26 protein-coding genes are annotated in these 24984 nt (G+C 39.9%); 5 read left to right on the top strand and 21 right to left on the bottom strand.

Annotated elements, in window-relative coordinates; genetic code table 11:
* Positions 1 to 10: 10 nt before the first annotated feature.
* Both fakA and M0R79_RS05220 read right to left on the bottom strand, forming a co-directional pair.
* Positions 11 to 1672 (bottom strand): fatty acid kinase ATP-binding subunit FakA, encoded by a 1662-nt coding sequence (gene fakA / locus M0R79_RS05215; protein ID WP_248416096.1) that lies wholly within the window; start codon positions 1670 to 1672, stop codon positions 11 to 13.
* A gap of 26 nt (positions 1673 to 1698) precedes the next feature.
* Positions 1699 to 2055 carry an Asp23/Gls24 family envelope stress response protein gene (locus M0R79_RS05220; protein ID WP_092569651.1) on the bottom strand — a complete coding sequence of 119 codons (357 nt, stop codon included), beginning with the start codon at positions 2053 to 2055 and terminating at the stop codon, positions 1699 to 1701.
* Between the two features lie 246 nt (positions 2056 to 2301).
* Here M0R79_RS05220 and rpmB point away from each other — a divergent pair, with 246 nt between their 5' ends.
* On the top strand, positions 2302 to 2490 hold the full coding sequence (gene rpmB, locus M0R79_RS05225; protein ID WP_092569649.1) for a 50S ribosomal protein L28: 189 nt from the start codon (positions 2302 to 2304) through the stop codon (positions 2488 to 2490).
* 138 nt (positions 2491 to 2628) lie between these two features.
* Here rpmB and M0R79_RS05230 read toward each other — a convergent pair whose 3' ends face one another.
* From M0R79_RS05230 to M0R79_RS05310, 17 genes are all read right to left on the bottom strand, one after another.
* Positions 2629 to 3582 (bottom strand): NAD(P)-dependent oxidoreductase, encoded by a 954-nt coding sequence (locus M0R79_RS05230; RefSeq protein ID WP_248416095.1) that lies wholly within the window; start codon positions 3580 to 3582, stop codon positions 2629 to 2631.
* Complete coding sequence (locus M0R79_RS05235) at positions 3579 to 4277, bottom strand: thiamine diphosphokinase (protein WP_248416094.1); 699 nt, start codon at positions 4275 to 4277, stop codon at positions 3579 to 3581. The genes M0R79_RS05230 and M0R79_RS05235 overlap by 4 nt, the downstream gene beginning before the upstream one ends.
* 5 nt (positions 4278 to 4282) lie before the next feature.
* Positions 4283 to 4924, bottom strand: coding sequence for a ribulose-phosphate 3-epimerase (rpe, locus tag M0R79_RS05240; protein WP_248416093.1), 642 nt, complete (start codon positions 4922 to 4924; stop codon positions 4283 to 4285).
* 19 nt (positions 4925 to 4943) lie between these two features.
* Positions 4944 to 5882 carry a ribosome small subunit-dependent GTPase A gene (gene rsgA, locus M0R79_RS05245; protein ID WP_248416092.1) on the bottom strand — a complete coding sequence of 313 codons (939 nt, stop codon included), beginning with the start codon at positions 5880 to 5882 and terminating at the stop codon, positions 4944 to 4946.
* Between the two features lie 210 nt (positions 5883 to 6092).
* Positions 6093 to 8084 carry a Stk1 family PASTA domain-containing Ser/Thr kinase gene (gene pknB / locus M0R79_RS05250; protein WP_248416091.1) on the bottom strand — a complete coding sequence of 664 codons (1992 nt, stop codon included), beginning with the start codon at positions 8082 to 8084 and terminating at the stop codon, positions 6093 to 6095.
* Positions 8077 to 8844 (bottom strand): Stp1/IreP family PP2C-type Ser/Thr phosphatase, encoded by a 768-nt coding sequence (locus tag M0R79_RS05255; protein ID WP_248416090.1) that lies wholly within the window; start codon positions 8842 to 8844, stop codon positions 8077 to 8079. Before M0R79_RS05255 ends, pknB begins: the two co-directional genes overlap by 8 nt.
* A 24-nt stretch (positions 8845 to 8868) precedes the next feature.
* The gene (gene rsmB, locus M0R79_RS05260; protein ID WP_248416089.1) at positions 8869 to 10224 is read right to left on the bottom strand and encodes a 16S rRNA (cytosine(967)-C(5))-methyltransferase RsmB; all 1356 of its coding nucleotides are present in this window, start codon (positions 10222 to 10224) and stop codon (positions 8869 to 8871) included.
* Positions 10221 to 11189 carry a methionyl-tRNA formyltransferase gene (fmt, locus tag M0R79_RS05265; protein WP_248416088.1) on the bottom strand — a complete coding sequence of 323 codons (969 nt, stop codon included), beginning with the start codon at positions 11187 to 11189 and terminating at the stop codon, positions 10221 to 10223. The genes rsmB and fmt overlap by 4 nt, the downstream gene beginning before the upstream one ends.
* A gap of 12 nt (positions 11190 to 11201) precedes the next feature.
* Entirely contained in the window at positions 11202 to 13634 is a 2433-nt protein-coding gene (gene priA, locus M0R79_RS05270; RefSeq protein ID WP_248416087.1) for a primosomal protein N', read from the bottom strand.
* Positions 13635 to 13705: 71 nt separating this feature from the next.
* Positions 13706 to 13903 (bottom strand): DNA-directed RNA polymerase subunit omega, encoded by a 198-nt coding sequence (gene rpoZ / locus M0R79_RS05275; RefSeq protein ID WP_248416086.1) that lies wholly within the window; start codon positions 13901 to 13903, stop codon positions 13706 to 13708.
* A gap of 1 nt (position 13904) precedes the next feature.
* A complete protein-coding gene (gene gmk, locus M0R79_RS05280) occupies positions 13905 to 14546 on the bottom strand; it encodes a guanylate kinase (protein ID WP_248416085.1) in 642 nt (213 codons plus the stop codon).
* A 225-nt stretch (positions 14547 to 14771) separates the two neighbouring features.
* A complete protein-coding gene (locus tag M0R79_RS05285; RefSeq protein ID WP_092569629.1) occupies positions 14772 to 15398 on the bottom strand; it encodes a V-type ATP synthase subunit D in 627 nt (208 codons plus the stop codon).
* A gap of 4 nt (positions 15399 to 15402) precedes the next feature.
* A complete protein-coding gene (locus tag M0R79_RS05290) occupies positions 15403 to 16785 on the bottom strand; it encodes a V-type ATP synthase subunit B (RefSeq protein ID WP_092569627.1) in 1383 nt (460 codons plus the stop codon).
* Positions 16782 to 18563, bottom strand: coding sequence for a V-type ATP synthase subunit A (locus M0R79_RS05295; RefSeq protein ID WP_248416084.1), 1782 nt, complete (start codon positions 18561 to 18563; stop codon positions 16782 to 16784). Before M0R79_RS05295 ends, M0R79_RS05290 begins: the two co-directional genes overlap by 4 nt.
* Positions 18564 to 18575: 12 nt before the next feature.
* Entirely contained in the window at positions 18576 to 18893 is a 318-nt protein-coding gene (locus tag M0R79_RS05300; RefSeq protein WP_092569623.1) for a V-type ATP synthase subunit F, read from the bottom strand.
* Between the two features lie 18 nt (positions 18894 to 18911).
* The gene (locus M0R79_RS05305) at positions 18912 to 19505 is read right to left on the bottom strand and encodes a hypothetical protein (protein WP_092569621.1); all 594 of its coding nucleotides are present in this window, start codon (positions 19503 to 19505) and stop codon (positions 18912 to 18914) included.
* Between the two features lie 22 nt (positions 19506 to 19527).
* Positions 19528 to 19848, bottom strand: coding sequence for a hypothetical protein (locus M0R79_RS05310; protein WP_092569619.1), 321 nt, complete (start codon positions 19846 to 19848; stop codon positions 19528 to 19530).
* A gap of 168 nt (positions 19849 to 20016) precedes the next feature.
* Between M0R79_RS05310 and M0R79_RS05315 the strand changes: the two genes are divergently transcribed.
* On the top strand, positions 20017 to 20361 hold the full coding sequence (locus tag M0R79_RS05315; protein WP_092569617.1) for a hypothetical protein: 345 nt from the start codon (positions 20017 to 20019) through the stop codon (positions 20359 to 20361).
* A 154-nt stretch (positions 20362 to 20515) separates the two neighbouring features.
* Here M0R79_RS05315 and M0R79_RS05320 read toward each other — a convergent pair whose 3' ends face one another.
* Both M0R79_RS05320 and M0R79_RS05325 read right to left on the bottom strand, forming a co-directional pair.
* The gene (locus M0R79_RS05320) at positions 20516 to 21115 is read right to left on the bottom strand and encodes an energy-coupled thiamine transporter ThiT (protein ID WP_159428801.1); all 600 of its coding nucleotides are present in this window, start codon (positions 21113 to 21115) and stop codon (positions 20516 to 20518) included.
* Positions 21116 to 21125: 10 nt separating this feature from the next.
* A complete protein-coding gene (locus M0R79_RS05325) occupies positions 21126 to 22808 on the bottom strand; it encodes a ribonuclease J (RefSeq protein WP_248416083.1) in 1683 nt (560 codons plus the stop codon).
* 198 nt (positions 22809 to 23006) lie between these two features.
* Between M0R79_RS05325 and M0R79_RS05330 the strand changes: the two genes are divergently transcribed.
* Genes M0R79_RS05330 through M0R79_RS05340 form a run of 3 tightly spaced genes read left to right on the top strand, consistent with a single transcriptional unit; the run spans position 23007 to position 24901 of the window.
* Positions 23007 to 23372, top strand: coding sequence for a GntR family transcriptional regulator (locus tag M0R79_RS05330; protein ID WP_092569611.1), 366 nt, complete (start codon positions 23007 to 23009; stop codon positions 23370 to 23372).
* Positions 23356 to 24207 carry an ATP-binding cassette domain-containing protein gene (locus M0R79_RS05335; protein ID WP_248416082.1) on the top strand — a complete coding sequence of 284 codons (852 nt, stop codon included), beginning with the start codon at positions 23356 to 23358 and terminating at the stop codon, positions 24205 to 24207. The genes M0R79_RS05330 and M0R79_RS05335 overlap by 17 nt, the downstream gene beginning before the upstream one ends.
* Before the next feature lies 1 nt (position 24208).
* Positions 24209 to 24901 carry a hypothetical protein gene (locus M0R79_RS05340; RefSeq protein ID WP_248416081.1) on the top strand — a complete coding sequence of 231 codons (693 nt, stop codon included), beginning with the start codon at positions 24209 to 24211 and terminating at the stop codon, positions 24899 to 24901.
* Positions 24902 to 24984 lie beyond the last annotated feature (83 nt).

The raw sequence follows: 24984 nt of genomic DNA on the forward strand, positions 1-24984 counted from the left end.
CAAAGCCATTTTATTCAACGGACATAATATAATGGTATACCGGCTGATCGGTTTGAATGATTTCAAATTCAACATCGGCAAATACTTGATTCACTTGATCAGCTGTCGCTTCGGCCAGACCGAGGTCACCATCTTCACCAACGAGAACCGTGGCTAATTCTGAATGATCATTCACCATTTGTAATAAGGTTTCTAACAAGCATGTTTCCAATTCAGGGTGGGAGAATTTGATTTTATTATCAATAATCCCCATAAAATCATCTTTCTTGATGTTTACGCCATCAATTTCAGTATCTCGAATTGAATAGGTAATTTGACCTGATTTAATAGATTGACTCATTTCATTCATATGTTCAAGGTTAGATTCAACATCCATTTCAGGATTAAAGCTAATCAGAGCAGCAATTCCCTGTGGAATGGTTTTGGTTGGGATGACATGAATCGATTTATCCGAAACTTGACTAACTTGTTCGGCAGCCATAATAATATTCTTGTTATTAGGCAAGATGATGATTTCCTCTGCATGTAACTGATCAATCGCCTTAACAAAATCTTCGGTGGATGGGTTCATCGTTTGGCCACCGGCCAAAACATAGTCCACTCCCATCGACTTGAAGAGCTCAATCATACCTTCTCCGGCAGCAACAGTCACGATGGCATATTTTTTATCCGCCTGTTGATTATGAGGTTGGATTTGTTGATCTTGGCGTTCAAGTTCTCTGACTTGTTCACGCATATTATCGACTTTAATTTTAATTAATTCACCAAATTCTTGGCCTAATTGCATGACTTTACCTGGATTTTCAGTATGCACATGGACTTTTACAATCTCATCATCAGCCACAACTAATAGCGAGTCGCCCATTTGGTTTAACGTTTGACGAAAGTCCTGTTCATCAAAGTTATTCTTATTTTGATCTAAGCGCACCATAATTTCCGTACAAAAACCAAAGGTAATATCTTCCATACGTAATGGCATTTCTTCATTCATTTCTGAGAAAATAGCGTGAGCATGGCTCTCATCTTTGACAGCCTTATTCTTACTGATTACCTTTTCTCCGGTTAAATTAGCTAAAAAGCCTTCATAAATACAAAGTAAGCCTTTACCACCGCTATCTACCACACCGACTTGTTTAAGCACGGGTAACAAATCAGGAGTTGACTCCAGGGCTAGTGTCGCCCCATCAACAATCGCCCGCATGATCTCAATAATATCTGAACTTTCTTTAAGTTGTTTCTCACCGGCGATTGCAGCTTCGCGGGCAACGGTTAAGATGGTCCCTTCAACAGGCTTCATCACGGCCTTATAGGCCGACTCCACCCCACCGGCGAAGGCAGCGACGAAGGTCTTAGCATCTAAGTGTTTTTCTTCTTTAATGGCTTGAGAAAAGCCACGGAAAATTTGTGATAGAATCACGCCTGAATTACCTCGAGCACCCATTAATAACCCTTTAGCTAAGTTGAGGGCTGCCTCACCGACATGATCTCCTTCTTCTTTCAATAGGTAGTCCCGTCCAGAAATAAATGTCATATTCATATTGGTTCCTGTATCCCCATCAGGGACAGGAAACACGTTTAGCGAGTTGACTAAATCCACATTCTCTGTTAAATATTCTGAACCTGAAACAATCATATCCTGAAACTGGGTCGCATTTAATTCTAATAATTCCAATGTTATCCTCCTGACTTTGTATCTACTTAATCTAATTTAACGCCTTGAACATGGACGTTAACATAGTCTAATTCAAATCCAAGAGTTGTTTCAACGTGATATTTAACAGATTCTTGAATATTTCGACAGATTACTGAGATCTTCGTTCCATAGGTTACTAAGATATACACATCGACCGAGACCGCCGCTCCTTTTTGAGCTAAGACGACTCCCTTGGTATAATTTTCTTTTTTAAGAATTTCAATAATATTATCGCGGAAGAAATTTTTACTTACCATTCCTACAACACCATAATTATCAATGACTGCTGCCCCCACCACGGTTGCGATAGCTTCGTTGGTTAGGGTGATTTGGCCGGTTGGCGTTGTCATATTAATTGCCATTATTTATTCCTCCTCTAAGCTAGGTCTAAAAGATATAGTAAATCATACCTTTTCATTCTTAAAATAGCAAACTTATCATATCATATTCTGCGCGACAAGGATAGTTTAAGCCGTGGACCAAAGCCATGGAGTTCATAGATTTTCCGGATAATTTTTAATAAATTCTTGATTCTAGACTTAACTTATGGTAAATTACTCAAGTATGAAAAAATTAGACGCTGGTCTATGTGAGAAGGAGGAACTTGTATGGCAAAGGTATGTTATTATACAGGACGTAAAGCTAAATCTGGAAACAACCGTTCACACGCTATGAATAAATCTAAACGCCGTTTCGGTGCTAACTTACAAAAAGTTAAAATTATGGTTGACGGTAAACCAAAACGTGTTTGGGTTTCTGCCCGTGCGATTAAATCAGGTTTAGTAGAACGTGCTTAATTTTAAGCTATAATTGCAATCATCCATAATAAACCCCGGTATTTCAACAAAGAAGTACCGGGGTTTATTTTTGTCTAAAGGAATTATCGACAAACCTATTCGTTTAAGCAAAGACGATTTAAGTCTTAATTGGTTAGATTAATAACCCTTGCTCTTATCAAGCTGATTGCGAGCGAGTTGACCGGTCTGACAATAAGATTGAAGATTTTCGTAAAAAATAGGAAATACCTTATCTTGGTAATCATGCATCTGACCAGTGATGTGAGGGGTAATCGTAATGCCCTCACTAGCCCACAAGGGAGACCGATCGGACAAAGGTTCTTCCTCGAAAACATCGAGGTAAGCACCGGCAATTTCTTTATCTTGGATGGCTTGATAGAGATCGTCTTCCACTACCGATCCGCCCCGACCAATATTAATAAATAAGGCTTGATCGTTCATATCCGCAAAGAACTTCCGGTTAAAATAGGCCCTTGTCTCATTGGTTAAAGGCATAGCATTCACTACTATATGGGCGGTATTCAGCATTCGCCGGGCGTTGGCTAAGGTATAGCACTTGGAGAAGTTCTCAATATCGCGCCCATTAGTATTAACACCGCGCACACGCATGCCAAAAGCTGAAGCCATTCGGGCAATTTCTTGACCAATATTCCCGGTGCCGAAAATCAACATACATTTGCCCGGTAAGGTATGGAGTTGTTGAGCGGATACGGGTGACCAAGTCCGATCTTCCTGTGCCTTTAGTGATTGATAAAGGCCTCTCCCCTTACCCAAAATATAAGCAAAGACCGATTCAGTAATTGCTGAAGCATGAATGCCGGTTGTTGTCGATACCATCAAATCTGGATTCTCAATAATTTCCTTGGGAAGATAATCCACCCCGGCGGACTCTACTTGAACCCATTTCAATTGTTTCATCTGGTCCAAATTTTCTTTGACTTGATTATTCCAACCAAAAATAATCTCGATCCGGGAATAATCTGCCGGATTAATCTGATCAAACCATTCAACCTCATAATTAGGACAGATATTTTTAATTTTTTCTAGTAAATTTGCCTGCAAATTTGGAATAATCGCTATTATTGCTTTCATACAAATCGCTCCTCTTCGTTCATCCAGATTACCAGAATCAAGCCTTCTTTAAAAGATAAATGAATCGGCTGATTCAGAGCAATAAACTCATTACTGACGAGTGCTCGGGGAAAGTCAAAATCTTGACTAGCTAAATTATATTTTGCCCCTTCAATCTTTAAGGCTTTAACCGGAGTTAAGCTAATCACGGATAGGTAGTCAGGCAGAACAGGGCCTGCTTGCAAAATATGTTCGCCAGGAAAATACCAAGCCATTCTTAAGTTTTCCTCAACAAAGTAGGTGTGATCAAAGAGAGCTTGGAAGCGCGGTTGATAAGGCAGATACAAATTAGCAATTAAATGATCTAAACGTCTGGATTCCATGCCAATCGCCCCAAAAACACAAATATCAGACTGGGGATAATGTTGGCTAATCCATTCAAAAGCAATCTCAGTATCGGTATCATCTTTCGCCGAAGGGTATTCTAGCCAAGCTTTGCTTCTCTCTTGGAGTTCCAATTTCTCCCGGTGAGCCAGAGAATCAAAATCACCGATCCCCAAATCTAATGGAAAGTTAGCTCGAACCAGTTCTAAGGCACCGCGGTCTACCCCAATAAAAAAATGTTCCGAATATTCAGCTAATATTTCCGGCAAGCGGTACAAGGCAGGTTGATGGGCCCCAGCACAAACTATGATCAAAGGATGAGTGTTATTCATCAATATCACTCCTTCAATCTCGCCATGGCTTGCGCATAGGAGGCAGCTTTAAATAAGTAGGAACCAGCCACAGCCACATCTGCACCAGCCTGACGAACCTCTTGGATTGTTTCACCATTGATTCCACCATCTACTTCAATCTCGTAGTGATAATCATGTTGTTGACGTAATTCTTTCAATGTGGCAATTTTAGCGAGACTGGCTTTAATAAACTGCTGACCCCCAAAACCAGGATTTACTGACATAACAAGAACTAAGTCAACCATCGCCAAGACTGGCTCAATTTGATTTACCGGTGTTCCAGGATTGATTACAATCCCAGCCTGAACGCCTAAACCTTTAATCTTTTGAATTAAACGATGGATGTGTTGACTGGCTTCGACATGAACCGAAATGATATCGGCACCTGCTTGAGCCACCGCTTCAATATACTGTTCAGGATGGGCAATCATTAGATGAACATCGAAGGTCAAATCAAAATAAGGTCTCAAGGTTGAAATAATCATCGGTCCAAAAGAAATATTTGGCACAAATTGACCATCCATAATGTCAATATGGAGATAGTCAGCACCAGTTTCGACCATGGCCGAAACATCTTGAACTAAATGAGCAAAATCTGCACTTAAAATGGAGGGAGCTATTTTCATTGAATCACCTTTCTAGTATTCAATAATTGACTTGATTATCACGGATGCGTTTCAGTAAGGTCAAGTAGGATTGATAACGACTGGCGGCAATTTCTTCAGCAGCAACCGCCTCTTTAACCCGACAGCCTGGTTCCTGATCATGGACACATGATCTAAAGCGACACTCTTGACCAAACGATCTTATCTCAGGGAAAGTTAATCGTAGGTCAGCCGCTCCCATTAAAGGTAAGTCCATCGCCGAAAAACCTGGCGTATCGGCTAAAAAGGCCTGTTCAACCGGATATAGGGTCACCTTACGGGTTGTATGTCGTCCCCGATTCAGTGCAGAACTGATTTCAGCTGTCGAGATGTTCACGTCAGGCAGGAGCTGATTTAGAAAGGTTGACTTACCAGCCCCAGACTGACCCATTACCACATAAATTCCTTTTTGCAGACTTTCTTTAAATTGATCAACGAAGCTTTGTTCTTTGCTCTTAATCCAGACTTTGTAGCCTAACGCTTCATAAATGTTCTTAACTTGATTAACATATGCTTGAGCTTGTTCTTGACCTAATTTATCGACAAGTAAATCATATTTTGTTAAGAGGATATTCACCTTAATTTCTTGCCATTCAAGATTTACCAAATATTGATCTAACAGAGTAAAACTAAAATCTGGCTCAACTAGAGCCATGACTAAAATCACATAGTCAACATTAGCCACCGGTGGACGGACGAGACTATTTGTTCGTGGTAGGATATGGATTAAGCGACTTTCTGACTCAGGATCGTCAAGGTTTTCTTCAATGACAACACGATCACCGACAATGGGTTTTACATTCTGATGACGAAAAACTCCTTTGGCCTTGGTCACAAATTCGCGACCATCAGCCCACACATAATAAAAACCACTTAAAGATTGATAAATGACGCCCATATGTTCTTGAATATTCACTTGTTCTATGGCTTGATTCGGCATTAAACTCCCTCCTCGGTCCGTTTTCACAGATAATTATAACATAATTCTTAGATAGATTATCAGAAAAACTATTAAACCCTTGGTCCAGCATCATTACTGAACCAAGGGCTAATCTCCTAGAACACAAAATTGTTCACACTATTTAACTTAAATATCTAGAAATATTTAAAGTGGCTGAAATCTATTTATTTCCCTCAAGACATCGACGACTTATTGAGGGTAAACCTCATTACTTTCTTCCACGACTTCACCATCTCTTAAAACGCGATACTGTCCTGTTCCATTGGATGGAATATAGAGAGTAATCTTAATGGTTTGTGATTCGGTGATTTCAAACTCACGAGCGACCGTTGTAATATCGTTATTATTATCGCCAATATAGACTTGAATTTTGTTTGCTAGCGGTTTTTCTTTATTTTTATCATTCTCGGCATAAGTTGGTATATACTCAAGGAACACTTCTAGACTTGTTGTGACGACTTCTTCTTGCTCTGGTCCTTGGGACACCACTACCTGAATCGTATCTCCCGGCGCTAAAGGAGTCCCACTAGCAGGTGATTGACTGATGACTTGGTCTTTCGGTAAATAGTCATTATATTCATAAACTTCTTCAACATTTAAACCATAACCTTCAGCGAACCGATAAACCATATCTAAAGATAGGCTAGGATTTTCAAAGTCTTGCATGGTAGTGGATTCTGAATAATTGCCCACAAACATTGTTATCGGGTTCTCACTTGGAATGACATGAGTCCCTGGTGCAATACTTTGTTCAAGAATCATACCCGCTTCATCCGGATTACTAGTCGCCCAATCTCGGCGGTCAACAATGAAATCCGATTCCGTTAACATACGTCGAATCGGTTCATATTGTTGCCCGACATAATTGCCAAGTTCCACTTGTTGCTTACCACTGCTAACAATTAAGTCAACGGTTTGATTTTTCTCGACACGTTCGCCTGCTTCAGGTTGACTTTTAATCACGGTACCCACCGGCAAACTATCATCCCAAGTCTTTTTTTCTTGCCCTGCTTTTAGTTTTTTTTCAGCTAAGGCTTTGTTCGCTTCGCTCAATGACAATCCAGAAACATCTGGCACAGCGACATAACGAACAGTTTGATCATAGATAAAGTATGCGCCGACCGCTAAAGCAATGAGAATAATCCCAACCAATAAAGCACGTAAGAAATGACGTTTACGATGGGGTTTAGAAATAGGTGGTACAGTATCAAAAGTTTGATAGCTACTTTCGTCGAGAGGTTCGACTTCCGCACTCACTTCTGCCAACACCTTCTCAGCTTCACTTGGCTTGAGGGGGGCTACTACCCGAGTTTGTTCTAACAGTTCACGAGCTTGAAAAGGTTCTTCAAACATGCGACTGGTCGACAAGCTGGTGCTTAAATCTGCCAACATGCCACTAACGGATTCATAACGGTTCGGGGCTTCTTTAGCTGTAGCCTTTAAAACTACATTCTCAAGACTTTGGGGTACATAATCCAAGCGACTTTTAATCCGCGGAAATTCCTCTTGAAAGTGTTTCAAAGCAATTGAGACAGCGGATTCACCATCAAAGGGCACGGAACCCGTAATAAGTTCGTAGAGAACAACACCAAGGGCATAAATATCCGATTTCATAGTAGCATTACCGCCCCGTGCTTGCTCGGGTGATAAATAATGGACAGAGCCCAAAAGGGTGTTGGTTTGAGTAATGGATGTATCAGTCAAGGCAATTGCAATCCCAAAATCGGTAATTTTTACCTGGTTGTCCTCAGTAATCAGAATATTCTGTGGCTTAATATCTCGGTGAATGATTCCATGTTTATGAGCCAACTCAATGGCTGAAAGAATCTGACTCATAATTGAAACTACTAATTCTAGCGAGATGGGTGCATTATTCTTTATAAATTTCTTTAAATCGGTTCCTTTGACATATTCCATCACAATGTATTGTTGACCATCTTCTTGATCAACATCATAGACTTCAACAATATTGTGATGAAGTAATTGACTGGCTGCCATCGCCTCACGTTGGAAGCGTTGAATCGCCTCGCGATTATCTTGGAAGTCATAACGCAAGACTTTAACAGCCACATCGCGATCTAGAATTAAGTCGCGAGCTAAATAGACATTAGCCATTCCACCCTGCCCGATAGACTGGGTAATGGTGTAACGTCCTGACAATTTATCGCCAATTTCAATCATGGTTTGGCACCTCCTCGAGGCGCTTTTGCTCCAATTCGCGCACTAAAATCACTGTAATATTATCTAAACCACCCGCTTGGTTGGCTTGATCAATCAAATCTTGGGCCAGTTGATCCAAAGATGCTTGTGGACGGTCAAAATTATCCTTTAATTGCTCAAAACTAACCATATTGGTCAATCCATCTGAACAGATTAGCAGTGTCTCAACTTGGTCAATGGCTAATTGACTCATTTCATAAGCAACGGTATCTGTACCCCCAATCGATTGGGTCACTACATTACGGATCGGGTGATATTGCCCTTCTTCAGCAGTAATCTCACCTGAGCGAATTAATTCATTGACTAAAGAATGGTCTTCAGTCATTTGTTTAAGTTCGTCTCGTCGATAAATATATGCTCTAGAATCACCTACATGGGCAATAAAAAGCTGATCTTCAATGATCAAGACTAAGACTAAGGTGGTACTCATCCCTTCTAACTTAGCGGATTCCATCGATGCTTGATAAATATGGAGATTAGCCTGAGTAATGACTTCACCTAACCAGTCTTCCACTTCTTCCAAAGACAAACTCTGATCAGCTGTAAATTGTTCACCGATAAATTCGGTGGTCATCCGACTAGCCACGTCTCCTGCTTGGTTACCGCCAACGCCATCACAAAGAACCAACAAAACCTGTCGATGGTCATTAACAAAATAATCTGCATAATCTTGGTTGGAAGCTCGTCGCTTCCCAATATTAGATTTTATGGAAATCTTCATTCCTTCACCTCTATGGTTCCTTAATCAATTTTTTGTTAACCGAGCTATAAAGAAGCCATCTGTCGCACTGATATGAGGCCAGATACGGACAAAGCCTTCAGCTGTAATCAAATTATCTAAAGGAACTTCATCTGGATCAATCGGCATGATTTCAAACTCATCATGCTTGGCCAGAAATTCTTCAATGATTCGTTCATTCTCAGCTCGGGTTAACGTGCATGTGCTATATATAAAGATTCCACCCGGTTTTAGAAATTGTGCTAAATGATCGATTAATTCGGCTTGAATTCGACTTAATTCTGAGACAATATCGTCAATTTGATGATATTTTATTTCAGGTTTTCTACGCATCAAGCCCAAGCCCGAACAGGGTGCATCTAGATATATTCTATCATACATCAAACCCTCAGGTGGATAAAATTTTCGTCCATCAGTTACTTGACAATCGATTAACGACTTCAAGCCAAGACGTTCAGCATGTTGTTCAACTAAGGCTAATTTATGAGCGGAAATATCCAAGGCAGTCAGATGACCCGTATCTAGCAAACTCGCAATATGGGTCGCTTTGCCACCAGGAGCGCTACACGGATCTAAGACAATTTCTTGACCGGTCAATTGACCTAGTGGAGCAACCAGCATGGAAGATTCATCTTGTACAGTGACTAAGCCCTGTTCAAAGGCCTGACTGCGGAAAATATCCCCGCTCAAGACCTTAATTCCATAAGGCGATAAGGAACTTACTTGGGTTTGAATGCCTTCTTCAGCTAAATCATCCATGATTTGCTGACGAGTCGCCTTCTTGGGATTAATACGTAGGGATAAGGCCGGTTGGACCAACAATGATGCTAAGAAATTCTCTAACTCAGTCGGATTCAGTAAATCGGCCAAAACTTCGATAATCGAAGGATTCATACTATATTGGATCGATAATCTTTGCGTTGGATCTAAAGCTTCTAGCCTGGCCTTGCCTTTTCTCAAATAATTTCTTAAAACACCATTGACAAAATTAGCTAATCCCTGATGTCCTTGAATCTTAGCAATCTTGACCGCTTCATTAACTACAGCATGGGTGGGAATCCGATCAAGATATTCTAATTGAAAGACGGATACATCTAATAGTAAACGAACCCAGTCATCAAGCTTTCGATCTTTTAAATAAGGAGAAAGATAGTATTCTAGCGTCCGCCAATGTTGTATCACACCATATACTAATTGAACCAGTAAGGTTTTATCGACCCCTGTAAGATAATTTTGACCCAGTTGCTTATTTAACAGAACATTGGAATAGCCACCCTGAATTAAAATTTTCTCAAGTAGCAGAACAGCTTGAAAGCGCGGATTATTCTTTAACAGTTTTTGACTTGATTTTTTTATCTTCACGAGCTCGCCCCTTCCTTGGGTGAACTAAAAGTCTGTCCAATCAAGTCATCAGCAGGATTACCGTTAAGGTAATCTTTAATCTGTACTCGTTTACGGCCATTTTCTTGCCATTCTTCAATGGCAAAAACGCTATCTTGTCCGCAAGCCACAATTAATTGATCGTCCGTACTGGCTACTATTTGACCTGGGCTTGCTTGATATTTGTTTGCATAATTTACCGGCCGTCCCGCCCAAATCTTAATCCGCTGACCCTTTAAAAGAGTATAGGTAGAAGGAAAAGGTCTAAAAGCACGGATATGTTGGTCAATCTCCTGGTTACTCTGGAACCAGTTGATTTGTTCAGCTTCTTTGTCAATAATCGGCGCAAAGCTGACTTGTTCTGGATTTTGTGGCTGTCGTTCAAAATCACCTGAAGCTAACTTCGGCAAAAAGTCTAATAGAGCCTGTCGACCTAATTTCGCCAATTTAGCGAATTGCTGGCCCACATCATCACTTGGCAAAATCGGAATCGCCTGCTGATAGAAGATATCTCCCGCATCCATTTGTGAGACCATTTCAATAATGGATATTCCGGTCTCCTCTTCTCCTTGCCAAATCGCGTAATGAATTGGAGCTCCTCCGCGATATTTAGGCAATAAAGAGGCATGAACATTAATAGCATAATACTTAACTGAAGCTAGTAATGAATCTGGTACAAATTGTCCATAGGCAGCAGTAATAATCAAATCAGCCGCCATCGCGGTCAGCTCCTCAGCTTCACTAGATCCTTTTATGTTTTCTGGTTGAAAGACAGGTAAATGATACTTTTGAGCGAGGACTTTGACGGGTGAAGGGGTTAATATCCTTTTCCGACCTTTAGGTCGATCCGGTTGAGTAACTACAGCTAAAATTTCATGATCCGTGGTCAATAGGCCATCTAAGATTTCGGCTGCAAAATCAGGGGTACCCATAAAAATAATTCGCATGGTAGACACTCCTTAAATAAAATATTGGGGTTCATGGTCGATCGATAAATAGGTTTCTTTAGGCAAATTTTCTTCCAATAAAGGCAAGGTTTGATTGAGCAACTTTTTGAAATCTTTTTGTGCCTTATATTTTAAGATGATTTGATAATGATATTGATTATTTAGCCGAGCAATTGGGCCCTGGCTCGGTCCCAAAATAATGACGGGAAGCTGAGACTGTTTAAAGGCCTTAGCCAAGTTTTGCTTTATTTGATGGATTGCTGACAAAGCTTGACCTTGATGACTACTAGTCACTTTTACCAGGGTTAAGTAGTAATATGGTGGATAATTACCTAAATGGCGATATTTCATCTCAAATTGGAAGAAATGATTATAATCCTGTTGTTGAGCCATCTGAATCACATAATGGTCTGGATTATAAGTTTGGATGATAACTTCGCCGGGGATCTCCCCCCTTCCAGAACGGCCACTGACTTGAGTTAATAATTGAAAAGTTCGCTCACTGGCACGAAAATCAGGAATATTCAGCGAAGCGTCTGCATTAATCACCCCAACCAAACTGACATTGGCGAAATCCAAACCCTTGGCAATCATTTGCGTACCTACTAGGATATCGGCTTGTCTTTGACGAAATTGTTGAAGAAGTCGGTCGTGGGCTCCTTTACGACGGGTTGTATCATTATCCATACGAATAATTCTCGCTTGCGGAAAGATTTCTTCGAGCACTTCGACAATCTTTTGCGTTCCCATACCTTGACTCGTCCATTGATTACTGTGGCATTGAGGACAAGCATCAGGAACATTCATTTGATAATCACAATAATGACATTTCATCTGTTGATCAGCCTTGTGGTAAGTTAATGAAATATCACAATTCGGACATTGGAGAACATACCCACAATGGCGACACAAGAGATAAGAAGCGTAGCCACGTCGATTTAATAATAAGATTACTTGTTGCTGTTTATTTAGCCGGTCTTGAATTTTTTCCTCGAGTAAGGGAGAAATTTCTAATGCATGGGCGGTCAAGGCTAACTGGGTCATATCAACAACCTGAACCGGAGGTAAGGGCCGTTGATTGACTCGTTCAGTAATCTCAACTAAGCGATAATTGCCTTTTTGAGCCCGGGCTCTCGATTCAAGTGAAGGCGTTGCTGACCCCAAAATCACGGGACAAGAATGGTATTGACTCCGCCATAAAGCGATGTCTCGAGCATGATAACGGGGATTATCCCCTTGTTTATAAGTAGTTTCATGTTCCTCGTCAATAATCATTAAACCGAGCCGCTTCAAAGGTGCAAAAATTGATGATCGTGCGCCAACGACAATATTAACTTCACCATCAACAATCCGACGCCATTCATCATACTTTTCGGCTGCGGATAGCCCTGAGTGAAGCACGGCTACCCCTTCTTGAAATCGACCTTGAACTTGGCGAATCATCTGTGGTGTCAAAGCGATTTCTGGTACTAATAAGATGGCTGACTCTTTCATCTGAATCACCTGATCCAAGAGTTGCAGATAAACTTCAGTCTTGCCCGAACCGGTTACCCCTTGGAGTAAGATTGTTTCTGCTTTTTTTCCTTTGATTAAGGGAACAATTTGATCAAATGCCTGTTGTTGTTGCTCTTTCAAAGGTAATGGATAGCTGCGATTGAGCTTCAATTGTTCTAAGGGATTGCGAAAGATTTCTTCTTGCCTTTCAAGTAGCCAGCCTTTATCAATGGCATTGCGAATATCCTGTCGATTGACCTCAATTTGATCATAGACCTCGCTCTGAATCATAGGCCCTTTATCCGTTCGTTTGATCAAGTAATCCAGAATTCTACGTTGCTTATGATAGCTTTGTGGGAGTTGATCGAGAAGCTGCTGATATTGGTCATCTGATAATCTAGGCTCAAGAATCGTTTGCTTTAAGTTTTTTTGTTGATCGATCACTTGATATTTCTGACCGATCCAAGATTGTTTAAGAAAATAAGCAATTTGTTTACTCGTAAAAATCGATTCCATATCATCCTGCGTCATCAACGCCGTTAAATCTTTGTCTGTAGTGATTTGCTGAGTATGCATATATTCACAAATGGCTTTTTTATTTTGTATATCAAACGCAGTCTGATACTTGACCTTAAACATGGCTGGTAACATCGCTTTAAGAACAGCAATTCGAAATGTTTGCAAATCTTCAGCTAAGACAGCACTTAGATCTATGAGTTCTTGGTTAAGATAAGCTCGATAATCAAGCAGTCGGCTAATTGATTTTAGTGCATAGTCTAACTCAATCTGATCGACTAATTCAACAACAATTCCCATTAATTGACGCGGTCCAAAAGGAACTTGGACCCGCATGCCAATTTCGATGACACCCAAAAATTTTTCTGGAACTTTATAAGTATATAAATGGTCAACTTTCGAAGCTGGAATATCAATACATAACTGGGCGAACATTGTCTCACTCTCCAATAATAAAATGAAAACTACCATGCAGATAAATTATCCGACATAGTAGTCTACAATTTTTAGTCTCTCTTTACGTATAATAAACCAGCTTGAACTTCTTCCAAGGCCTGTCCAATCGGTTTAACAGATTGGTAGGATTCTAATTGTGGATTCTTATCAACATACATCTCACGAGCTCGCTTGCTAGCTAACATAATGATACTATATACCGAATTCTCTTGCTCGATAAGTCGGTCAATTGAGGGATATAGCATCATATTAATCATTTCCTCCTTGTAAATATTGATGAATTTCAGCATGGATTCGATCGACAACGCGTTCGACTTTCAAATGTTCACTCTGAATAATCGCATTAATTTTGGCTACAGCTTTAGGGACTTGGTCATTAACAACAACATAATCATAATATTGCATCATATCAATTTCTTCACACGCGCGTTGCATTCTTTCATAGATGACTGATTGAGCATCTGTACCGCGTTCAACCAAGCGCCCTTCGAGTTCGGTAAGATTCGGCGGTGCTAAGAAAATAAAGACGGCATCCTCGCGATTTACCCGTTCACGGACTTTTAAGGCACCTTGCACTTCAATTTCTAAGAAGACATCGTGCCCTGCTGCTAAATCTTCTTCAATTTTTGCCATCGGCGTTCCATAATAATTACCAACGTACTGAGCATACTCTAAGAGTGCTTCTTGCTCAATTAAGTCTTCAAAGGCTTCTTTACTCATAAAATGATAGTCTTTACCATCGATTTCACCGGGTCGTTGTTGCCTGGTAGTAGCCGATACTGAATATACATAGCCGTAGGGATTATCCTCAAAGATTGCAGCACGTACAGTGCCTTTGCCAACTCCTGAGGGGCCTGATAAAACGATTAACAATCCTCGAGTATCTGACATATTGACCTCCCTTTGTTTTGCGAATACTTCTTAGTGACTCATTCTATCATATTTTATCTCGAGATAAAACCTAAGAACCAGCTTTTTTCAAATCTTAATCAGAATTTAAGTGAATAAGCAAAAAAGCATTGGATATTCAAGGTACTTACCTTTATCAAAGGAAAGTACACTCTAAATTGCCCAATGCCTTTATCAAATTGAATTTCTTACTTACTCAACGATAATTTATCGCATATCTTTGACTTTCATCATGCGAATTAAGGCTGATCTTTCAGCTTCTTCTAGTTTCATTTCAATAAAATAAATTGTTTCTTCCAATTCGGGAATGGTCCGATATTCTAAAGCATTGACCCGTCGTCTAGTTTTCTCAATTTCATCCGCCATCAATTGACAGGTTTTTTCTGTTTCGGCTAATTTCAGCAAAGCATCTAAACTTTCTTCAATCGCCGCCATCGCCCCATCCATTCCGGCATTTGAGGTTAGGAAAGAATAGTCAATCTCTCCTGACCGATCTTCTTCATGAATATCCGTGAACATCTTAGGAACCTTCACACTCATGATATTTTCTTGTTCAATAATAAGTTGAGTGCTTTTAGCCGGTATTGCAAACAATTCATCAATCGCTAACTGGTTTTGCGTGGCTTTTGATAACACAAAATCCTGCATGACATCTAGTAGCTGACCTTCGACTTGCTTGCGGATTTCATTATTTTGGCGGATTAATAAAATAAATTGACGCATCAACTCATCTTGCTTATCCTTTAATAATTTATGTCCGCGACTCGCCAATTTTAATCGTTGCTTGAGCTTTGCCAACTCACCTCGAGTCGGTTTGACATTCAGTCTGGCCATATTATCACTCCTTACCAGGAAGGAATTCGTCAATCATCGGATCTTTAATCCGTTTTAATTCGGTTCTTGGCAGAATATTTAAGAGTTCCCAGGCTAATTCCAGTGTGTCAAAGATAGACCGATTGGTGGTAAAGCCTTGGTCAACATAACGTTCTTCAAATTGAGTCGCAAACTCCAAGTATTTCTTATCAGTTTCCGACAAGGCTGCTTCACCTAATACTGCTGAGAGCTCTTTGGCTTGTTTACCTTCAGCATAAGCCGCGAATACTTGGTTCATGGTTGGCTCATGGTCCTTGCGTGTCTTTCCTTCGCCAATTCCGTCGTCTTTTAACCGCGATAGGGAAGGTAGGACATCAATCGGTGGCCGGAAACCGTTGTTATACAATTCACGGGAAAGGATAATTTGACCCTCAGTAATATAACCGGTTAAGTCAGGAATCGGATGAGTAATATCATCCTCTGGCATGGTCAAAATAGGTAACTGGGTAACCGAACCTTCCTTACCGACAATTCGGCCTGCTCGCTCATATAGGGTTGCCAAATTGGTATACAGATAACCCGGATAACCACGACGGCCTGGGACTTCTCGGCGAGCTGCAGACACTTCACGCAACGCCTCGCAATAGTTCGTGATATCGGTCATAATTACCAACACGTGCATATCCTTTTCAAAAGCCAAATATTCCGCTGTGGTCAAAGCAATCTTTGGAGTGGCTAGTCGTTCAATGGAAGGATCATCTGCCAAGTTAATAAATAGTACAGACCGATCTAAAGCCCCTGACTCACGAAGATTCTCCATAAAGTAGTCTGCCTCTTCAAAGGTTACTCCCATGGCGGCGAAGACCACGGCAAAATTATCATCAGAGTTCAACACCGCTGCTTGCCGGGCAATCTGGGCAGCTAATTCTTTATGCGGAAGTCCTGAACCAGAGAAAATAGGTAGCTTTTGACCCCGAACTAAGGTATTCAAATGATCAATCGTTGAAATTCCAGTTTGAATAAATTCATCAGGATATTCCCGAGCTACCGGATTGATTGCTTCGCCCTCAATATTTAATTCTTTCTCAGCGATAATTTCCGGACCATCATCAATTACTTTACCCATCCCATTAAAGATACGACCCACCATATCTTCAGATACGGCTAGGTGTTGGGGTCTACCAGTAAAGCGAACACGAGTATCTCGTAAGTTTACCCCGGCTGACCCTTCAAATAATTGAACGGTCGCATAATCGCCGTTAACTTCTAAGACTTGACCTTGTCTTCTTTGGCCATCATGCATTTGAACTTCAACCAGTTCATTATATTTGGCTCCTTTGACCCCTTCAACTTGCATCAAAGGTCCTTCGATTTGACTAACTGTACGATATTCTTTAATTTCTGTCATGCTTGGTCACCTCCAGATTGGAGAATATCTCTTAAGGTTGTTTCAATCTCATTTTTCAGATTTTCAATGTCATTTAAGCGCTCTTCTTCAATAAACTTGCTACGAGCAATCCGGTCACGCAACTCAACGGTTCCACCCATAACGTCTTGTAAGTAGGCCCCTAATTGAATCGCTTCTTGAGCTTTTTCATCGAAATATAAAATATTAGTTAATAAAGCAGTTTGTTTATTGAACGAAGTAAAGGTATCCACCGTATCATAGGCATTTTGTTGTAAGTAGTCTTCACGTAACATCCGCGCTGTATTCATGGTAATTCGGTCACGGTCTGATAAAGACTCAATCCCTACCAAGCGCACAATTTCTTCTAATTCATTTTCTTTTTGTAAGATATTCATTGCTTTACGAACTTTAACTGACCAATTGGAATTGGTTTGTTCGTCAATATAGCGACCAATCTCGTCACTATATAATGAATAAGAATCTAGCCAGTGGACAGATGGGAAGTGACGTTTTTGAGCTAACTTAGCATCTAATCCCCAGAATACTTTACATACGCGTAAGGTATTTTGGGTTACCGGTTCAGAGGTATCTCCGCCTGGAGGTGATACGGCTGAGATTGCTGTGACTGAACCTACCCGGCCCGGTGAACCCAGGGTTTCAATGAGTCCAGATCGTTCATAATATTCAGCCAAACGGGAGCCTAGATAAGCAGGATATCCTTCGTCCCCTGGCATTTCTTCTAAACGTCCTGACATTTCCCGCAAGGCTTCAGCCCAACGAGAGGTTGAATCGGCCATGATGGCTACTGAATAGCCCATATCACGGAAATATTCAGCAATGGTAATCCCAGTATAGATCGAGGCCTCCCGCGCTGCCACCGGCATATTGGAAGTATTAGCAATCAGAATGGTCCGCTCCATCAAAGATTTCCCTGTGTTTGGGTCAATTAAAGAAGGAAACTCGTTTAATACTTCAGTCATTTCATTTCCCCGTTCACCACACCCAACATAGACCACAATATCCACATCGGAGAATTTGGCAACCTGGTGTTGAATAACCGTCTTCCCTGCCCCAAAAGGTCCAGGGATCGCTGCTGCCCCACCTTTAGCAACGGGGAAGAAGGTGTCGATAACCCGTTGACCGGTTACCAGTGGTTTCAAAGGTTTTAATTTGCGAGCATAGGGACGACCCCGTCGAACTGGCCAAGTTTGAACCAGACTGCCTTCGTACACTTCACCGTTGGCGAGTTCAATTTGATAAACATTATCTTTGACTGTAAAACTACCGGACTGAATAGAAGCTACGGTTCCTTCAATACCATAAGGAACCATTATCCGGTGTTCAACAACTTCAGTTTCTTGGACAACCCCAAGAATATCTCCAGCCGACACTTGATCGCCAACCTTCTTCTGGGCCGTGAATTCCCAAAGCTTATCTTGGTCAAGGACCGGAACAACGACCCCTCTTTCCAAGTAGTCTGATTGAGTTTTTTCTTTGAAAGTATTTAACGGTCGTTGAATTCCATCGAACATTTGCGACATCAAGCCAGGGCCTAATTCAACCGACAATGGTTTATGTGTCGATTCGACCGATTCTCCCGGCCCTACTCCTGATGTTTCTTCATAAACTTGAATGGAAGCTACGTCCCCGTGCATTTGAATAATTTCACCAATGAGTCCGAGGTCTCCGACCCGACAAATGTCCTGAATATTAGCATCAGCCATTCCAGAAGCTTCGATCAATGGTCCAGAAACTTTTATGATTGTACCTTTACTCAATATAGTTCCTCCCTACAATATATTTGCACCAACAGCTTTTTCAACATTATCCTGAATTCTTTGTAAACCAATCCCTAAATTCCCCCGATGACTCGGCAAGAGAATAATCGCAGGGGTTACTTGTGTATCGTAATATTTTATGGTATCAGGAATCTGTTGGGCAAAGTCTTCGGTAAGATAGATAATACCATAATTCTCCTCTGCTAATTGTTTAATCGTTTCTTTCGCTTCACTGGCAGTCAATACCGGATATATATCGAAGCCAATGATACGAAACGGTAAAATGGCATCCTTATTTCCAATGATCCCAATTTTATAGGTTGTTGCCATTGAAGTCACCTACTTTCTTTACTCTGCATCAGATTCTACAAAGATTCGCTGAGCAATATCACTGCTAATCTCTCTTTGACTATCCTTCACTAAATCAGCATATAAATAATTATAGTCAATTTGGTTCATAACCAATTTAAAACCAGCTTGACCAGAAATCGATTCCTGGCTTATCTGAATATTGGGAAATTCTTTTTGCAGTTGATCAAGATCTCTCTGAGAGAATTTAGCTAAGGTCTTTTGGCCTAAAAGCAAAGTCAAAGGTTGTCCTTGATATTTATTAAGTATTCTTTGAATAAAACGGGTCTCATCTTCAACTGTCCACTGAGTCATTTTATGCACTGTTTCTTCAAATAGGCTAGTCAAAATTTCTTGTTTAGATACTAAGGAAGTTTGACGCTCTTTGTTCTGAATTTGTTGGATGAGACGGTCATGATGATGTCTTACCTTAGCCAAGGCTTGTTGACGATTCTCTTCATAAGACCGATTCAAATCATTGAACTTTTCCTTATAGCTTTGTTCTAATTTCCGAACTTCTCGTTGATAATATTCTTTTCCCTTTTGTTCGGCTTGTTCAATGACGGAACGTTTTAATTTATCAAATTCGTCCATTCAATCACCTCTTCTTCTAGTATTAAGAATATCTTTGAATTATTCGATCGATAATGTAGTCAGTCAAAGTATCCTTCTTCTCTTGAATCGCTTCTTGACTACGTTTTTGATAGTGTTCAATAGTTTTTTCTAAATCAAGCTGGGCTTGTTCTGATTCTTTCTTCAGACTGTCCTCTAAAGTCAGGGCTTCTTTTTGAATATCGGTTTGAAACGTTTCGGATTGATTCTGAAGTTTCAGGTCTAATTTTTGCTGAAATTCAGCAACTTGTTTTTGGTAACTTTCTTGGATCGCCTGAGCTTCGTCTTCAATATTTTTAATGATTTCCAACGTTTTATTAACCATGATTTCACCTCCGCAAATTAATCCATAGTTGATTATAACAAATCCTATTAATAAATAAAAACACCTAAGCTAAATTAAGCCCAACAAATAAAACTACTTGACAACAAGAACATGTGTTCGTATACTATAAATGCAAACACATGTTCGTGATTATACAGGAGGAATAACATGGAACTCTCACAAGAAAAATTAACCTATACATTAAAAAAACAATTCCATCAATGGATGGCCCCTTTTCTGAGTCAACCTCAAGGATATCCTCAACCTACCATTATGAATCTCTTGTTAATCGAGCATCTACTCCATGAACATTTCGTTTCTCTCGAACCGATTTGGATTACCTACGAATATTATGATGGACAAGAGCAGATTCAAGAAGAAACCAGCTTGGTTTATGTAGAGGCTCCAATTTCGGCAGATCGCAGTATTCTTTTGCGTGAAGCCTACACTGAAGAAAGTTTTAACATTTTTACCGAACAGATTCTTTCCGTCAAAACCATCGACTCATACTAACCCAGTAACATGCTGGATTTGTTAGCGAATAAGTTTGCTTTCAAAAATCTTCAATGTTTATTGAAGCAAACCAATAAGGCATATCGAAATAAAAATACGCTTCCCTAGAAAATGTGTCCCATAGGACTTCCTAGGTGAAGCGTTTTTTCTGTTTCTAGTCATTTAAGAGTGAACTCGTCTCATGACGATTCAAGAATTTACTGCGTTTGGGAATTATCAGTTTTGGTTGGAACTTTGCTAACAGACACAAAATAAGACTCATCAAGGCGACCAAAGCCAGTAGACCCAGCCAAAATGATACTTGAGTCAAATTCGCTAAGATCGGAAATTCAACCACCTTAGCAAGTATGTTGGCCTTCAGTAGGCTAAAGACCACAGTCACAATGAAGGTAGCGGTGGAGATATTTAAATAAGTCGAAGACAAACGACGATTATTCAAAGTCTTTTGCGTATATTTGCTGAAAAAGCCCGCTAAACCGACAAAAAGTAAAGGTAATACCGCATAGACAAAAATAACAGCCAAGTGATTGAATCCATAATCTATTGAACCGAGGACAAAGCCGGTTAAGGCTCCAGAAAGAATTCCCAAAGGAGCTCCATACCTCAAGGTCAACCAGATTAAAGGTATTAGCCCCAAAGCTTCAAAATAAACCCCATCCATCTCCAGCGATTGGCGGGTCAGCCAAACAATGACTAAACTTAAGATACTTGCGATTAGCAACTCAATAAGTTGACGAAATATTCTTCTATTCATTCGACTCTCCTTACTCATCTTTAGGTTGATAACTCGAAGCTTCCATAATGATTGGTAGAACTACAGGGCGTCGTTGAGTTTCTTTGAACAAGAATTTTCCTAACTTTTCTCTTAAATCAGCCTTTAACTCGCCCCAATCAAAATCAGATCGAGCTAAATGGTCTTCTAGAACATCTAAAGTCATATCTGAACACATTTGAATCAAATCAATCGAGGTTTTCATATAAACAAAGCCACGAGAAGAAATTTGAGGGCCGACAAGGACTCTTTTTAACCGACGGGAAATAGTTGCTACTACGATAAAAATACCATCTTCACTCAAGACTCTGCGATCGCGGAGAACTACGTTGCCAATATCACCGACTCCTAATCCATCCACCAAGACATCCCCGGCAGGAACTTGACCGGCTAGACTAATATTTCCTTTTTTATACTCTAAGATATCTCCATTTTGAGGTAAAAAGATATGGAAATCGTCATAACCCAGTTCTTTCGCTAATTTAGCATGGGCAGCCAACATCCGTGACTCGCCATTCACTGGCAACAAATATTGTGGTTTAAGAAAGTTCAGCATCAGTTTCAAATCATTCTGACTCGCATGACCGGAAACCCGATAATGATCCGTAATCGTCTTCACTTCAGCCCCGGCCCGATAAATCAGGTCCTTGGTTTTAGCTAAGGTGGTCTCGACACTAATGGATGGGGTGGTGGCGATATAAACCAGATCCCCTTCTTTTAAGTTGACTTGCTTATGTTTATGCCGAGCCATCATCTCTAATGCCTTGATGGGTTCACCAATATCGTCTGTCTCTAAGACCACAATCTCATCATCATCTGTCTTCTTAAGGTCTTTCATTTGGCCGATGACGTCCTTACTTGGTAAATAAATTTTGCCAAGTTGAATGGATGTATCCACAATATCAATTAAATTATCTCCAGTAATAAAGACCCGGCGCTGACTGCGTTGAGCAGCATCAAAGACTTGTTGAATTCGCGAAATATTGGAACCTATACAAGCAACAATCACCCGACCTTCAGCATTATAAAAAACCGACTCTAATTCTTCAACTATCTTCAAATCATTGACGTTCAATTCTTGGTTCTCAGCATTCGCTGAATCACTTAATAAAAGCAAGACTTGATCGTCACCAATTTTTGTCAGGCGGGAGAAATCAGTCTGGTATAAAGGTGAGGCATTGGGATCAAATTTAAAATCACCTGTATACACAATCGATCCTTCATCGGTCTTCAAGACGATTCCCACAGAATCTGGAATAGTATGGGTGGTCTTAAAGAAAGAAATCGTTGCATCTTCAAATTCAATTTCAGTGTCTTCATCGATAATAAAGAAATTTTCGACCCGATCTTGTAATCCTTTATTTTTGGCTGAGATGGTTGCCAATTCAATGGTCAATTCCGTACCGAAGACCGGTGCGTCTACTTTCTTTAATAAATAAGATAAAGCACCCACGGCATCTTCATGGCCATGGGTTAAGAAAATACCTAGCACCCGATCCTTGTTCTCTTCAATATAAGAAAAGTCGGGAATCACTGCATCAATCCCCAGCATCTCATCTTCTGGATAGACTAAACCACAGTCCAGAATAAAGATCGATTCATTCACCTCGATAACATACATATTCTTCCCTTCTTCGCGGATGCCGCCAAGCGGGATCACTCTAATCAAACTCATAATTCACCTCATAATATATATTTTAATAACTGTCACTTGTTTAAACACTTATTCATTATAGCATAATTAGCGGATAAATATAAAATTATGACTAAAAGTTAAAAATCCCTTGCAAAATTAAAAAACCTCAGTTATGATAGCTTCAGCGGTTAGTTAGTTAAGTAACTAGCCAGTTATCTAGTAGAGCGAGGTGAAGCAATGATTAAGGATATCCCCATCTATCTGCAAATTTCGAGATACATAGAGAACGAAATTCTTCAAGGTCACCTAAAGGCGGAAGATCAAGTTCCTTCGATGAATGATTTTTCTAGAATTATGCAAGTCAATCCGGCAACGGCTGGTAAGGGACTTAATGCCCTTGTCGATCAGGGAATCCTATTTAAGAAAAGAGGTTTAGGTATGTTTGTTAGTGAAGAAGCTCTGGCGATTATTCGCCAAGAACGAAAAAAGCGTTTCATGCACACTTTGTTACCTGAATTTATCCTTGAAGCCCAGCAGTTAGATATTTCAATGACAGAATTAGAACAAATGATTAAGGAGGAATACCATGCTAAAAATGATTGAGTTGGAGAAAGCTTATGGTAAAAACATGGTTTTATATAATATTAATCTCGAGTTAAATAATCAAGAAGGAATTTATGGTCTATTGGGTCGTAACGGAGCCGGCAAAACCACGATGATGCGTATGCTCTATAACATGATCCCGACATATCGGGGACGAATTGAGCTCAATGGACAAAATCTCAAAGATAATCCTGAAGCTTTAAGTCAGCTCATCTATGTCGGTGGGGATATTTACAAAAACAATCATCTTTTCCAAGGTAAAATCAATAAACTATTAAAAGTATATCAACAATTGTTTGCTAATTTCGATCTGGATTTCGCCAAGAAGATGCTAGCCGACTTTCACTTAGACCAGAAAAGTAAATTTAGCAAACTATCTACCGGTAATAAAACCCTGGTACAAAATATACTAGGTTTAGCTAGCCGCTCGGCCATTACCATTCTCGATGAACCAACGAACGGATTGGATTCAGTCAACCGGCAAATATTCTTCCGGCATCTAATTGAAGACCATCAACAACATCCGCGCATGTTTATTCTATCAACTCATCTAATCCAAGAAGTTGAACCTTACTTAACCGATGTCATTATGTTAAAAGATGCCAAAATATTAATGCATCAGCCCTTAAGCGAGATTCAAAACAAAGCTTATCGAGTCATCAATTATCAGCTTAACAACAAGAATATTATTCACCAAGAAAACTTATCTGGTTTAGAAACTATTGATATCTATGATGATTTAAGCAAAGATGAAATCGAACAGATTCACCAAGCGGGTGGCAAGGTCGATTCACTGGGTTTGCAAGCACTCTTTAATTATTTAATGGAGGGATAATATGAAACGTGCACTCACACTTAGAAAAATACAACTCTTAGAATCTTTTAAATATGGAAGCTACTTTACTTTATTTTTGCTGTTTTTAGGCTTAGTAATTGACTTTTTTTTAAAGGCACCCGGAAGCGGATTTATCTTTAGTACAATGCCTGATATTTACGATCTGGCAGTCATTTTCATGTTATTTGTTTACTTTTTGAGTTTCTTAATACCAATTTTCGATGGCCTTTCATACTACGATTCGGCCTTACGTCTAGGGATTAGCCGGCGTTATTATTTTCTAATTAATATACCGATTTATTTAATCATTACCGGTCTATCTCTTTATTTGAATAAGTTCGGGGATATTGCTACGACAGATTCCTCAGCAAATCTATTTCAATTGGCTTTCCAAACCCTAAACTGGCAAGATTACTTCATTATGTTAGCCAAAATGCTCTTTTATGCGATTCTGTCTTACAGCTTTTATAAAATTGGTTGGAAAATATTAATACCGCTAATTTTAGTCCCAATTATTTCTGGCCTATCAACGATGATTCTTACTTCAGAACAATTTCAATTATTAGATATTAATAAATTAATGAATATCTTTAATTTTGTAACAGATCATTTAACTGAAATTTATCTATCTGCCTCTCTGATTTTAATCGGCATATATTATGGCTTTACGCAGAAGTTTGAAGTACAAAATTAGTAGAAGGGCTGTCTGCTATGACCTAATAAGCTATTGTTATGGTTGTTCAAACGAAAATTCAGCGATAAATAGACAGAAACCAG

The sequence above is a fragment of the Ignavigranum ruoffiae genome, assembly GCF_023195815.2.
GTDB classification, from domain to species: Bacteria; Bacillota; Bacilli; order Lactobacillales; family Aerococcaceae; genus Ignavigranum; species Ignavigranum ruoffiae.